Consider the following 13,806-nt stretch of genomic DNA (forward strand, 5'->3'; position numbering starts at 1 on the left):
GCCGACGGCTCAGATCCAGCCGCGGCGGGCCGCGACGACACCGGCCTGGAAGCGGTTCACCGCCCCCAGGAGTTCGTGGAGGCGGCTCATGCGCCGGCGCATGGTGCGGACCGACCAGCCGAGCTGACGGGCTATCGCCTCGTCCTTGAGGCCGCTGACCAGCAGGGTCAGCACCAGGCGGTCCTCCTCGCCGAGCGGGTCCTCGGCGGGGAGGTCGAGCGGCAGGGCCTGCTTCCAGCACAGCTCCCAGTAGTCGGTGAGGGCGTCCAGCAGGGCGGAGGGGCGGACGACCGCGGCGCGCACGCCGTCGAGGTCCAGGGAGAGCGGCATCAGCGCCAGCCGCCGGTCCGCGATGGCCAGTTTGATCCGCAGGCCCGGCATCACCCGGGCCTGCTCGCCGCGGCGCACGAGCCCGCGGATGTCCTCCAGCACCCCCGGCCACTCCAGGGCCTCGGGGGCGTAGACCGCGCGGTAGCGCACGCCGCGCCCCAGCGCGTTGCTCTCCACCGGGTTGGAGGTGGTCAGGGCGTACGGCGGCCGGTCCAGCGTCATGACGTCCTCGCGCGCCTCCTGCTGGAGGCGGACGAACCAACGCCCCAGCGCCTCGCGGCCGGTGGCGATCTCCACCTCGTCCTCCCCGGTGGCACCGGCCTGGGCCGCCGCGAAGAGGCGGGACAGCTCGCCCGCCGCCGAACGGACCCGGTCCAGCTCCTCGGCCCTGGCCCGCACCAGGGACTCGACCGCGGCGCCCGGCTCGATCGCCGCGTACCGGCGGCGGACGCCCGCGAGCCGCCCGACCAGGCCGTGGTCGTGCAGCCGGTCCAGCGCCCTGGCGGCGCGGACGGGGGAGCAGCCGAGGTCGGCGGCGAGTTCGGCCGGGGCCGCCGTACGCCGGGTCAGGACGGCCCGGTAGACGCTCTCGTCGAACGGATCGATGCCTGCGGCGGTGAGCTCGGTCGTCATATGCGGATACTGGCCCACTTGTGCCAGGGGCAGCAATGGGCCGCCGGAATCCGTTGTACGGAGAGTGACTTCGGGGCTAGGACCTTTGTTCATGGCCAAGAACCCACGAAGAAGCCGGCGCCTGGCGGCCGTCACGGTCACCACCGCGGCGCTCGCCGGAACGCTCACCGCGCTGCCCGGCACCACGACCGCCACCGCGGACTCGCCCGACACGAGCCGGCGGGTCATCGTCGAACTGTCCGGGGAGGCGGCCGTCGCCGCCGCCCCCGGCGGTTCCCTCACGTCCCCGGCCGCCGCCGCGGCCTCCGCCGTCGGCGCCGCCCGGCAGGCCCTGGCGGTACGGCAGGACGCCCTCGTCGCGACCGCCCGGAACGCCGGACTGCACCCCGCCTCGCCCCGCAAACTCGGCCTGCTCGTCAACGCCGTGGCGATGACGGTGCCCGCCTCCGAGACGGCGCGGCTGGCCGCCCTGCCGGGCGTCGCCGCCGTCCGGCCCGACACCCGCGTACAGGTGCGCACGGACACCAGCGTGCCGCTGACCGGCGCGCCCGAGGTGTGGAAGCGCGAGGACCCGGCCGGGACGAAGGCCACCGGCAGGGGCACCGTCGTGGCGGTCCTGGACAGCGGCGTGGACTACGGCCACCCCGACCTGGGCGGCGGCTTCGGCGAGGGCCACAAGGTCGTCGGCGGCTACGACTTCGCCAACGGCGACGGCGACCCGATGGACGACAACGGGCACGGCACCCACGTCGCGGGCATCATCGCGGGCAGGGCGGCCGCGAAGGGGGGCGTCACCGGCATGGCGCCCGACGCGCGCCTGCTGGCCTACAAGGTCACCGGCGCCGACGGCAGCGGTTACACCTCCGACATCATCGCCGGCATCGAGGCGGCGGCCGACCCGGCCAACCCCCACCGGGCCGACGTCATCAACATGAGCCTCGGCGGCCCCGGCGACGGCACCGACCCGCTGGGCCGCGCGGCGACCGCCGCCGTACGCGCCGGAGTGGTCGTCGTCGCGGCGGCGGGCAACAGCGGACCCGGCGCCGGCACCGTCAACACCCCGGCGTCGGCCGACGGCGTCATCGCCGTCGGCGCCTCCACCAGCGGAGTGCGGACGCCCAGCGCGTACCTGGCGGGCAGGGAACCCGAACTGATCCAGACGTACCGGGGCATCCTGTCCGCCAACCCGCCCCGGGAACCGGTCACCGCCCCGCTCGTGGACGTCGGCGCGGGCACCGCCGAGGACTGGAAGCGGGTCGGTGACGTACGGGGCAAGATCCTGCGGGCCGACATCCTCGTCGCGCCCGGTACGGACGTCCTGAGCCAGAACGACGTCGACTGGGCGCGCGAGGCCGAGGAGCGCGGCGCGCTCGCCGTGCTCGGCGGCCTCCCGGCCCACGGCGGGCCCGTGCTCGCCACCACCCCGGGAACGGTCGAGGTCCCGGCGACCCCCGCCCGCCCCGACTTCGCGCGGACCGCCGCCTCCGGCGACTCGCTGCGCATGGACCGCCTGGTCCTCATGGGCATCGACACGACCCAGTACGCCCAGCTGAGCCGCGAACTGGCCGCCGGGAAGGTGCTCGTCACCCTGCGCGGCACCGACTCCACCGACCAGGTGGCTTCGTTCTCCTCGCGCGGCCCCGGCACCGGCTTCGCCCTCAAGCCCGACCTGGTCGCCCCCGGCGTGGAGATCCGCTCGGCGATCCCCACCTCGATGTACGGGCCCGGCGTCTACCGCATGTCGGGCACCTCGATGGCGAGCCCGCACGTCGCCGGCGCCGCCGCGCTGCTGCGCCAGCTGCGCCCGGACCAGGGCCCCGACGCGATCAGGTCCGCACTCGTCGGCACCGCGAAGCAGCTCCCCGGCGCCGGTCCCACCGTCCGGGGGAACGGACGGCTCGACGTGGCCGCCGCGGCGGCGGCCACCCTCGGCGCCTCCCCGACGGCCGTGTCGTTCGGCCTCGCCGACCTGGCGGACCGGACCGTCGGCGGCACCGCGGAGATACGCCTGACCAACCCCGGCAAGGAGCCGCTGACCACCGCCCTCGGCAGCACCGGGCCCGCCACCGTGTCCCCGGCGCGGGTCACCATCCCCGCCGGGGGGACCGCGACCGTCACCGTCACCCTGCGCGCCGACCGCCCGGCCGCCGACACGGAGATCAGCGGCCTGATCACGGCCACCCCCGCGCGCGGCCCGGCCCTCCGGGTGCCGTACCTGCTCGTCGTCCGGCACCTGGTCGTCCAGGCGTCCCCCGACCCGAGCGACGGCCGTTCCACCGTGCACGTCGCCGCCCCGGCCGCCCTGGACGCGCCGCCGGAGATCACCGTCACGCCGCCGCACGGCAAGGCGTTCACCCTGCGCACCACCATGAACGGCGCCGGCTACTACCAGGCCGACGTGACAGGGAAGGCGGCCGGTGCCCACCGGCTGGCCGCGCGGGCCACGACCACCGACGGCCGGCGGATCACCGGCACCGGCGCCTTCGAGGTCACCCCCGCCGGCAGCCGCGGCGACCGATGGGAACCCATCGGCCCGAACGGCGAGGCCGGACACGTCGCGCTCTCGCCCGCCCGGCCGAAGCAGGCCGTCATGACCCAGTACGGCAAGGCCGCCCCCTGGCTGACCACCGACGGCGGCGCCCACTGGCGCCAGGTGGGCCGGCTGCCGGTCGCCGACGGCAGCGGCACCGGGGCGGTCGTGGTCGACGCCCGCCGTCCCGACCGCTGGTGGTACGCCGTGAACTCGGCCGGCGACCCCACCCGCCGGGGCACGATCCTGCGCACCGACGACAACGGCCGCACCTGGCGCAAGCTCGACGTGCCCGACGTCCGCGTCGACGAGTTCGTCGCGGACGAGGGGACCCGCACCCTCGCCGCCGTGACCGGCGACACGCTGAGGGTCAGCACGGACGCGGGCGACAGCTGGGCCGCGTACCCGACCGGCGTGACCGGTCCCGTCCGCGAGGCCGCCCTCGTCGGCGACACCCTGTACCTGGCGACCTTCGACGGCGTCTGGCGGATCGACGGCGTCGGCAAGGGCGACCCCGGCCCGGCGCGCCTCCTCCTCGACGAGCCCGTGGAGGGCGTCTACGGCATGGCGGCCGACTCCGCCGTGGTGGCGACGTACGTCCCCGGCACGGGCGTCCGCGGCTCCTACGACAAGGGCCGCACCTGGTCCACCCTGCTGCCCCTGGAGAGCGGCGGCCACGGACTGTCCGCCTCCGGCGGCGACCTGTACCTGCGCACGCTGTTCGGCGCCGGGCAGGTGAGCCACGACCACGGCAGGACCTGGAAGCCCGCCCCCGCCCCCTCCAAGGCGGCCATCGCGTTGGACTACGACCGCTGGGCCGACGGCTCGGTGACCGTGTCCAGCGAACAGGACGGCCTGTACCGCGGTTCGGCCGACGGCACCGGTTACCGGAGGATCGGCGTCCAGGGCCTGACCGTCTTCGCCCTCGCGGCCAGTGGCGACCGGCTGCTCGCCGGAACGGTGAGCGGCACCTACCGCACCGCGGTCCCCGTCGCGAGCCCCGAATGGGGCCCGTCCGGCGGGGAGGGCATGACCGGCCGCCTCACCTCGCACATCGCCGTCCCGCCCGAGGACAGCAGGGTGGTGTGGCAGGTCCGGCGCACCGCGACCGGCCTCTTCGAGGTCTCCCGCAGCGGCGACGCCGGCCGGACCTGGCAGGTGAAGGGGGTGTCGTCGGAGATCCCGACCTCGATCCTGGTCCACCCGGCCGACCCGGACCGGGTGACGATCGGCTTCAGGAGCATCCTGGGCGACGGCCTGTTCTCGACCCTCGACGGCGGCAGGACCTGGAAGAACCTCTTCCACCCGAGGGCCTTCGAGGCCATAGCCGGTGATCCGCGCGACCCGCGGCGCCTCTGGCTCGGCAACGCCTCGGGCCTCTACCGCTCGGACGACGGCGGCGTCACCGTGACCAAGGTCGCGGAAGGCCCCGTCTCCGCGATCCTGGTGGACGACCGGCGCCTGCTCGTCGGAGGCTCGTCCGTCCGGGTCAGCACCGACGGCGGCAGGACCTTCCGCACCGCCGACACCGGGCCGCTCGCGGTCCACGTCTCGGACCTGCTGCGGGCCGGCGGGGCGCTCTACGCGGCCACCACCCGCTCGGCCGCGTCCGGACTCGTCCAGGGCGGCCGGGGCGTACTGCGCAGCACCGACAACGGCCTGACGTGGGAGAACGTGTCGAGCGGCCTGCAGAACACCGACGCCACCAAGCTGGCCGCCGCTCCCGACGGCCGCACGCTCTACGTCGGTACGGTCGACGGAGGGGTGCACCGCCTGAAGCTGCGCCGCTGACCCGTACCCGTGCGCGGGGCCGGCGGGAGGTTCCTCCCGCCGGCCCCGGCCTTCGTTCAGGGGGTCAGGCCGCGCAGTACTGACCCTGCTTCCCGATCGAGCGGTACATGCAGTCCGCGTTCTCCAGGAGCTGGAGCACCGCGTCCCGGTTGCGGGCCGTCTCGCGGTCGATGACCTCGTCGGGCGGGTAGAAGCCGCCGCCGGAGGACGAGGACGGGTACATCTCGAAGGTGTACGCGAAGATCTTCTGCGTACCCCACAGGTAGTCGTCGATCGAGCCGTCCGTGACGTACAGGTCGCTGGACTGCTCGGGCGTGTAGCCGTTGCTCGCCGCCATCTTCTTCCCCACGGTCGCGAAGGCGTTCCGGTCGTCCGCGGTCATGCCGGTGGTGGTGTCGGCGGTGGTCCAGCCGAACGGCCAGAGGACCAGTTCGCTGTACGTGTGGAAGTCGATGGCCGCCTTGATCTGCTGCTTCCCGCCGACCACCCGGGAGCGGACGAAGTCGGCGACGACCTTCACCTCGGGGGCGGACTCGGGGGCCGCGCCCCGGTAGGTCTCGGAGCCCTTGGAGCCGGACGAGCCGCCGCAGCAGCCCCACTTGTAGTCCCAGTTCCGGTTGAGGTCCGTCCCGACGTACGAGGAACCGGAGTTGGGCTGCCGGTTCTTGCGCCAGCTCCGGTACGAGCCGGAGGCGATGTCGTACTCGCCGCCGTCCGGGTTGAGGTCCGGGACGATCCAGATCTCGCGCCCGTTCACGGCGTTGGTGATCCTGCTGTCCGTGCCGTAGCCCGCGCCGAGTTCGCGCAGCAGGTAGAGCGCCATCTCGACGGTGAGGTGCTCGCGGGCGTGCTGGTGGTGGGTGAAGAGGACCTCGGGCTCGTTCTCGTCGGCGGCCACGTTGTCGCTGACCTTGATCGCGACGATGTCCCGGCCCTCGTACGACTTCCCGATCACCCGCTTGCTCATGATCGAGGGGTACTGGGCGATCCGCTGGTCGATCTCCGCGTTCGCCTCGGCGTAGTTGTGGTAGCGGGAGTCCGCCGACGGGAAGTCGAGCGGGCCAGGGGCGGACCGGACGGCCCCGCCGCGGTCCGGCGGGGCGGGCAGGGCCACCGGCTCGTGGCCCAGGGCCCGGAGGCGCCCGAGCTGCTCGGTGTTCGCGCTGACCACGACCGAGCGGGCGTCGACCTCGTCGATCGAGACGCCGGTGGCGGTGAGCGCGGTGCGGGCGGCCGGGGTGGAGGGTCCGGCGATCTCGTACTGCCGGATCACCTCCCCGGTCCCGGCGGCGCGGGCGGTGCCGGCCGGCGCGGGGTCGGCCCCGGCGGGGGTCGCGAGCGCGGAGAGGGGCGCCGCGAGGGCGAGCGCCACGAGGGCCGCCAGACCGGCGGACCTCCTGCCGCGGAGGGGACGTCGCATGCTGTCTCCTGGGTGGGGGGTGGGGGGTGGAGGAGTGCGGGAGTGCGACAACGAGAACGACGGAGCGAAGTGGAGCGGCGCGCCCGGCACATGGTGGACTCATGTCATGGACTGGTCAAGGTGGGCGGTTCGGTCATACTGTCCCGCGTGGGGACCCTCATCGGCAGATACGTCATCGAGAACAAGCTGGGCGAAGGCGGCATGGGCACCGTGTACCTCGCCCGCTCGCGCGGCGGACGCGCCGTCGCCGTCAAGGTGGCACGGCCGGAACTCGCCTCCGACCCCTCCTTCCGCGCGCGCTTCCGCGCCGAGGTCGCCGCGGCCCGGCGGGTCGGCGGCTTCCACACCGCACAGGTCGTCGACGCCGACCCCGACGCCGAGGCGCCCTGGCTCGCCACCGCCTACATCCCCGGCCCCACCCTCGCCGGACTCGTCGCCGCCGAGGGCCCGATGGACGAGCCGCGGCTGCGCGCGCTCGGCGCCGCCCTCGCGGAGGCCCTGGAGGCCATCCACGCCTGCGGGCTCGTCCACCGCGACCTCAAGCCCGGCAACATCGTCATGGCGTCCGACGGACCGCGCGTCCTCGACTTCGGGATCGCCCGCGCGGTCGAGTCGACCCGGCTCACCGCCACCGGCTCCGCCTTCGGCACCCCCGGTTACCTCGCCCCCGAACAGGCCCTCGGCGAGGAGGTGACGGGCGCCACCGACGTCTTCGCCCTCGGCGCCGTCCTCGTCGCCGCCGCGGGCGGGCGTCCCTTCGGCGAGGGCACGCCCATGGGTCTCATGTACCGCTCGGTCCACGAGGCCCCGGACCTCGGCGCCGTCCCCGAGGCGCTGCGCGGCCTCGTGGCGCGCTGCCTCGCCAAGAACCCGGCCGAGCGGCCGACGCCGGACGAGATCCTGGACGCGCTGGGGGAGGCGGAGCCGGGGGCGGGGACGGGAGCGCCGACCGCCACGGCGGTCGTGCCGGCGGCGGACGGGGGAGTGCCCGCGGTGTCCGGCGGGGGCGTGCCGCCCGTCGGTCCCGCCGCGGTGGCCGCGGCCGGTTTCGTGACGGTCCCCGCGTCCGCGCCCCCGGCCGGATACGGGTATCCGCCCGCGCCGGGCTTCGGGCCCCCGGTCGGCGCCGCGCCCGTCCCGGGCTACGGGCCTCCCGCCGCCTACGCCGTCCCCCCGCCGCCCTCCTCGGCGCCGGGGGACCCGGCCGTCTTCGTGGCCGCCGACCGGGTGTCCGGGATCGTGGTGGACGGTTCCGGGATGCACCTCCAGCTCTACGGCGAGGAGGCGGAGTTCGGCTGGGAGGAGGTCGCGGGCGTGGACCTGGTGCGCACCCGGCGCGGCCGGGGACTGCGCGTCGCGGTCTCGCTCCGCGAGGGCGGCGCGTACACGTGCGAGCTCGACGGTCGCCGCGCCGCCCGCGTCGACGAGTGGATGGTCCGGCTCGACGCGGTCCTGGCCGGTTTCCTGCCCCGCCGCTGAACGCGCCTTCCTCCGGGGGCGGATCGTCGTTCCCGGAGTGGCCAGCGCTTTTGAAGCGGGACAGTGCTCTCGAAGTTGACCAGTGCTCTCGAAGTGGATCGGGGCTCCTGGAGCGGACCGGCGCTCCCGGAACAGGCCGTCACCCCCGAAGTGGAGCAGTGCTCGCGAAGCGAACCGGCGCTCCCGAAACGAATCAGTGCTCCCGAAACGAACCGGCGCTCCCGAAACGGAGCAGCGCCGCCGGGGGAGCGGCGGCGCTGCGGGACCCGTAGGCGCGGGGGAAGGGCGTACGCGTACGGGGAGTTCCTGCGCGCACGGGAAGGACGTACGCGTAAGAGGGGGTTCCGCGCGCCGGGAGAGGCCGTGCGCGCGGTGGGTGTCCCTCCCGGGCGCGGGAGGGACACCCCGTCCACTACGGGAGGCCGTGCACGTGCGGGCCGACCGCGTTCGACCAGGCGTTGCCCGCCGTCGCGTCCCAGTTGGTCGACCAGGTCATCGCGCCGCGCAGCGTCGGCCACGCCTGGGCCGGCTTGAAGGTGCCGCAGCCGGTGAGCTTCGTCAGGCAGTCGAGGGCGTTGTTCACGACCTGCGGGGAGACGTAGCCGCTGCCCGCGCCCCGGGTGGAGGCGGGGACGCCCAGGCCGACCTGGGACGGGTCGAGCCCGCCCTGGATCTGGATGCAGGCGAGCGCGGTGAGGAAGTCCACCGACCCCTGGCTGTAGACCTTGCCGTCGCAGCCCAGCATCGAACCGCTGTTGTAGTACTGGGTGTTGACGACCGTGAGGATGTCCTTCACGGCGAGCGCGGTCTTGAAGTACTCCGTGCCCGTGGACTGCATGTCGATGGTCTGCGGGGCCATCGTGAGCACCAGGCCCGGGCCCGCCTTCGCGGAGAGCTGGCGCAGCGCCTTGGCGAGGTAGGTGGAGTTGATGCCGTGTTCGAGGTCGATGTCGACGCCGTTGAAGCCGTACTCCTGCATCAGGGCGTACGCGCTGTTCGCGAAGGCGGTCGCGCTCGCGTCACTGTTGATCGTGACGTTGCCCTTCTCGCCGCCGACGGAGATGATCACGGACTTGCCGGCCGCCTTCTTGGCCGCGACGTCGGCCTTGAAGTCGGCCACCGAGGCGTAGCCGACGGCCGGGTCGAGGGTGAAGGTGATCTGGCCGGGCGTGGTGGTCGAGTCGGCGAAGGAGACGGCGATGATGTCGTACGCCGCCTGCACGTCCCGCAGCTTCTGCTTGGCCGCTCCGTTGTCGAAGTTCTGCCAGTAGCCGGTCACGGCGTGCTTGGGCACGGCCGGGCCGGGGCCGGTCTGGTTCTTGGCGGTGCGCGCTGTCACGGCGGCGGACTTCGCGGACTCGCCCGCCGCGTTCGTCGCGGACACCTGGAACTGGTAGGCGGTGTCGGCGGTGAGCCCGGTGACCGTCGTGGAGGTGCCGCTCACGGTCTGCGGGGCGGTGCCGTCCCGGTACACCTTGTAGGCCGTCGCGCCGGAGACCGCGCCCCAGCTCAGGCTCACGGAGGAGGAGGTGACGGTGCCCGCCGCGAGGCCGGCCGGGGTGGACGGGACGACCGGGTCGGGGTCCGGGACGCCTCCCCCGTCGGGCCCGAAGACGCTCACGTCGTCGACGAGGTAGGGCGAGGTGCCGTACCAGCCGTGGGTGTAGATCTCGACCGAGGTGGTGGAGGCGCCCGTGGTGAAGGTGGTGGTGAGCTGCTTCCAGGACGGGGAGTCCGGCGTCCAGGTGGAGACCGAGCCGGTGCCGGTCCCGGTGCCGCTCGCGCCGAGGTAGGCGTACCCGCCCTGGACCCAGGCGCTCAGCGTGTACGTCGAGTGGGGCTTCACGGTCACGGTCTGCGCGCACTTGGCGTTGTCGAGGCCGGCGGGGGCCGCCTTCAGGGCGCCGGTGCCGGTGCGGACCGGCGAGGAGACGGCGGTGCCGCTCCCGCCGGAACAGGCCCAGTTGGCCAGGCCGTTCTCGAAGCCCGCGTTCCTGGCGACGTTGACGTCCGCCGCCTGGGCGGTGCCGGCGCCGCCGACGAGGACGAGCCCGGAGCCGACGGCGAGCGCGAGGGCTCCGCCGAGCCATCTGCCTCCGCGCGGGCGGGTGGGGGTGCGGTCCACGTGCGTCCTCCGTGGGGGAGTTGGGGATGTGGAGGTGCCGTACGGCGCCGTACGGAAGGGGCGTACGGGGGTACGGGTTTCGGACGGTGGCCACCGTTGTGGGAACAAGTTGGTCCAGACCAATCGCATTGTCAAGACTTCCGGCGGCGAGAGGCGTCCGGCCGGACGCGACAAATGGAGGGAGCTTGGCGGATTGTGTGTTCACCACCCCGGGGCACGTGGATAAGGTGCAGAGACGGCGGCACCCCGGTGCGACGCCGTGAACGCGGTAGGTGAGCCGTGACTCCCGGGAAACCGGGAGCCGGAGGGGACGGGGGGCCGACGTGCCGACAGCGATCGCGGTCACCAGCGCCGACCTGGTGCTGCCTCCGGTCGATCCCGGAACCCCGCGGGCCGCCGTGTTACCGCCCCCCGAGGGCCGTCCGCTCGACGCCTCGGTGGCGGACATGCGCCAACTCCTCGCACGGTACGGACACGTGGTCGTCGTCTGCCCCACCTCCGCGCCGGTCGCCGTCGCCCGGCGCCTCCACGCCGTCCGCGCCCTCCTGGAGAGCGACCGGATCGCCCTGGTCAGGACCGACCTGCCGCCCCTCGGCGCGGCCGTGCTCGTCCGCCAGCTGTGCCGGCTGGCCGGCTGCGACTTCACCCCCGGCGTCCTCGCCTCCGCCGCCCGGCTGCTCGCCCACTACATCTACGCGGGCGCCGTCCTCGGCTCGGTCTCCCGGCTCGACCGCGTCCCCGTCGGCCTCGGCTCCCACCTCAAGAGCTGGCTGCCCGGCGCCCACTTCGCCGTCCTCGCCGGTCCCACCCCGCAGATCGTGCGCGTCGGCGACCGGGAGGAGTCCCTCGCGGGGCCGGAGTTCACCACCGAACTCCTCCTCGCCCGCGGCCGGCTCCAGACCGACTGGCCCGCCACCACCCTCGTACCCCGGTGGCGCATCCCGGGCCCCGTCCAGGAGACCCCGCTGCCCGCCTCCTCGCCCGCCTGGTGGGGCACCGGCAGGCTCGTCGAGTTCGCCGCCCACCTCCCCGACCTGTCGGTCCTCCACCAACTCGTCTCCTCCGTACGACGGGACACCTGCCACTGGTGCGGCATGGACCTCATCGGGGACCGCTGCGGCTTCTGCGCGGCCCCGCTGACCGTTCCCGACCAGGAAGACCGGGGAACCCGCGCGGTCCGGCGCGCCGGCGCGTACGGGGAGCCGTACACCGGCGCGTACGAGGAGCCGTACGCGGACGTGTACGAGGAACCGCGCACCGGCGCGAACGCCGTCCACGGACCGGGGACCGCCGTCCCCCACGCCCTGGGCCCCGCCGGACGGACCGCCCCGCCCGCCCTCGGCCCGGCCCCCCGCGCGCCCGGCCCCCACACCCCCCGTGCCCTGCCGTGAACGGTCTCCCCGGGCCCCCGCCTCCTCCCCGCCCCGCCACCGGCCCCGTACCACCGGCCGGCCGCCGGCCCACCCGTCCACCCGTCCGCCCGGACCCACGTCTCCGATCGAGGTAGTACGGCCATGAACTCCCGCCAGCGCCGCGGCGTCGTCCTGCTGCTGCTGTCCGTCCTGTGCGCCCTCGGCGCCTTCGCCGGTGTGCTCGCCGTCATCAGCGACGTGAACACCAAGGTCGGTCCGGAGACCACCGCGTACCGGATCAAGAAGGACGTGGCCCCCTACACCACCCTGACCCCGGGGCAGTTCGAGAAGATCACCATGCCGAAGCGCTGGCTCTCCGAGACCGCCGTCACCGACCTCGGCCGGCTCCGGGGCAAGATCGCCGTCACCGAACTCAAGGCCGGCTCCCTCCTCCAGGAGGACATGATCGTCGACCGGCCGGCGCTCCGGCCGGGCCAGCAGGAGATCGCCATCATGATCGACGCCGCCACCGGCGTCGCGGGCAAGATCACCGCCGGCGCCACCGTCAACATCTACGCCACCTTCGCGGGAGAGAAGAAGGGCGACCCCGACCAGTCCCGGATGATCGTCGCCGGCGCCCGCGTCCTCGACGTCGGCAGGCTCACCCCGGTCTCCGACCGCTCCGACCGGTCCGACCGCGCCACCTCCACCGTCCCCATCACCTTCGCGCTCTCGACCCTCGACACCCAGCGCGTCGCGTACGCCGAGTCCTTCGCCGAACACGTACGCCTCGCCCTCGTCGCCCCCTCCACGGGCGGCGCCCCCGTCGACCAGCGCGACCGCACCTACACGCTCGACAAGGACAAGTGAGGCCGGTATGACCACGAGGATCCTGCCGGCCGTCGGCGACCCCGACGCGGCCCGGTCCGTCGTCACGCTGCTCAGCCAGCTCCCCGACGCCGAACCCGCCCCGCCGGCCGCCGACTCCACCCAGCTGGTCGACACCCTCGCCCGTCTCGCCGCCGCCTCCCTGGACGAACTCCCCGAGGTCGTCCTCGTCCACGAGCGGATCGGCCCCGTTCCCGCGCTCGAACTCGTCCGCGAGGTGGCCCTCCGCTTCCCCGCCGTCGGCGTCGTCCTCATCACCGCCGACGCCAGCCCCGTCCTCTTCTCCGCCGCCATGGACTCCGGGGCCCGGGGCCTGGTCACCCTCCCCCTCGGCTACGAGGAACTCGCCAGCCGCGTCCAGGCCGCCGCCCAGTGGTCCGCCGGCGTCCGCCGCCACCTCGGCACCGGCGCCGACCGGGGGGCCGGCGGACCCGGCGGACCCGGCGGCACCGTCGTCACCGTCAGCGGCGCCAAGGGCGGCGTCGGCACCACCGTCACCGCCGTCCAGCTCGCCCTCGCCGCCCGCGCCTCCGGCAAGAGCGTCGCCCTGGTCGACATGGACCTCCAGAACGGCGACGTCGCCTCGTACCTCGACGTCCAGTTCCGGCGCTCCGTCGCCGACCTCGCCGCCATCACCGACATCTCGCCCCGCGTCCTCCAGGACGCCGTCTACGTCCACGAGACCGGGCTCTCGCTGCTGCTCTCCCCGGCCGAGGGCGAACGCGGCGAGGAGGTCACCGACCGCGCCGCCCGCCAGGTCGTCAGCGCCCTGCGCGGCCGCCACGAGGTCGTCGTGGTCGACTGCGGCTCCCGGCTCGACGGCGCCAACGCCGCCGCGATCGAGATGGCCGGCACCGCGCTCCTCGTCACCACCCCCGACGTGGTCGCGGTCCGGGCCGCCAAACGGACCGTGCGCATGTGGGAACGGCTCCAGGTCCGCAAGGCCGAGGAGACCGTCACCCTCGTCAACCGCCACCACCGCTCCAGCGAGATCCAGCCCTCCCTCGTCCAGAGGATCACCGGCACCCGCGTCGCGGGCGTCGCCGTCCCCGCCCAGTTCAAGGAGCTCCAGGCCGTCGTCGACGCGGGCCGCCTCCACGAACTCGACGCCAGGTCCACCGTCAAGCAGGCCCTGTGGGCCCTCGCGGGGGAGCTGGGCCTGACCGGGGCCCCGGCCGCGGGCGCCCCCGGCAAGCAGCTCGCCCGCGCGGGCGACCGGGGCTCCCTCGGCCTGCGCCGCCGCACCGGGGGCCGCTGA

At 74.5% G+C, this 13,806-nt stretch carries 8 protein-coding genes; 5 read left to right on the forward strand and 3 right to left on the reverse strand.

Features of this window, described 5'->3' with window-relative positions:
- Window positions 1–9: 9 nt before the first annotated feature.
- A complete protein-coding gene (locus tag ACFYZY_RS14275) occupies window positions 10–963 on the reverse strand; it encodes a helix-turn-helix domain-containing protein (protein WP_388693306.1) in 954 nt (317 codons plus the stop codon).
- 91 nt (window positions 964–1,054) lie between these two features.
- On the opposite strand from ACFYZY_RS14275, the gene ACFYZY_RS14280 reads away from it, so the two are divergent.
- Window positions 1,055–5,284 (forward strand): S8 family serine peptidase, encoded by a 4,230-nt coding sequence (locus ACFYZY_RS14280; RefSeq protein WP_388693308.1) that lies wholly within the window; start codon window positions 1,055–1,057, stop codon window positions 5,282–5,284.
- 64 nt (window positions 5,285–5,348) lie between these two features.
- Here ACFYZY_RS14280 and ACFYZY_RS14285 read toward each other — a convergent pair whose 3' ends face one another.
- Window positions 5,349–6,704: a M14 family metallopeptidase gene (locus ACFYZY_RS14285; RefSeq protein ID WP_388693310.1), complete on the reverse strand. Its 1,356-nt coding sequence runs from the start codon at window positions 6,702–6,704 to the stop codon at window positions 5,349–5,351.
- A gap of 201 nt (window positions 6,705–6,905) precedes the next feature.
- Between ACFYZY_RS14285 and ACFYZY_RS14290 the strand changes: the two genes are divergently transcribed.
- Entirely contained in the window at window positions 6,906–8,183 is a 1,278-nt protein-coding gene (locus ACFYZY_RS14290; protein ID WP_388693605.1) for a serine/threonine-protein kinase, read from the forward strand.
- A 412-nt stretch (window positions 8,184–8,595) separates the two neighbouring features.
- On the opposite strand, the gene ACFYZY_RS14295 is transcribed toward ACFYZY_RS14290, so the two are convergent.
- Window positions 8,596–10,308: a chitinase gene (locus ACFYZY_RS14295; protein ID WP_388693311.1), complete on the reverse strand. Its 1,713-nt coding sequence runs from the start codon at window positions 10,306–10,308 to the stop codon at window positions 8,596–8,598.
- A 323-nt stretch (window positions 10,309–10,631) separates the two neighbouring features.
- Between ACFYZY_RS14295 and ACFYZY_RS14300 the strand changes: the two genes are divergently transcribed.
- The 3 genes from ACFYZY_RS14300 (at window position 10,632) to ACFYZY_RS14310 (ending at window position 13,806) form a co-directional block, all read left to right on the forward strand.
- Window positions 10,632–11,699, forward strand: coding sequence for a hypothetical protein (locus ACFYZY_RS14300; protein WP_388693313.1), 1,068 nt, complete (start codon window positions 10,632–10,634; stop codon window positions 11,697–11,699).
- Between the two features lie 123 nt (window positions 11,700–11,822).
- Window positions 11,823–12,530: a Flp pilus assembly protein CpaB gene (gene cpaB, locus ACFYZY_RS14305; RefSeq protein ID WP_388693315.1), complete on the forward strand. Its 708-nt coding sequence runs from the start codon at window positions 11,823–11,825 to the stop codon at window positions 12,528–12,530.
- Between the two features lie 7 nt (window positions 12,531–12,537).
- Complete coding sequence (locus ACFYZY_RS14310; RefSeq protein WP_388693317.1) at window positions 12,538–13,806, forward strand: CpaE family protein; 1,269 nt, start codon at window positions 12,538–12,540, stop codon at window positions 13,804–13,806.

The sequence above is a fragment of the Streptomyces sp. NPDC001744 genome (genome assembly GCF_042892575.1).
Taxonomy (GTDB): domain Bacteria; phylum Actinomycetota; class Actinomycetes; order Streptomycetales; family Streptomycetaceae; genus Streptomyces.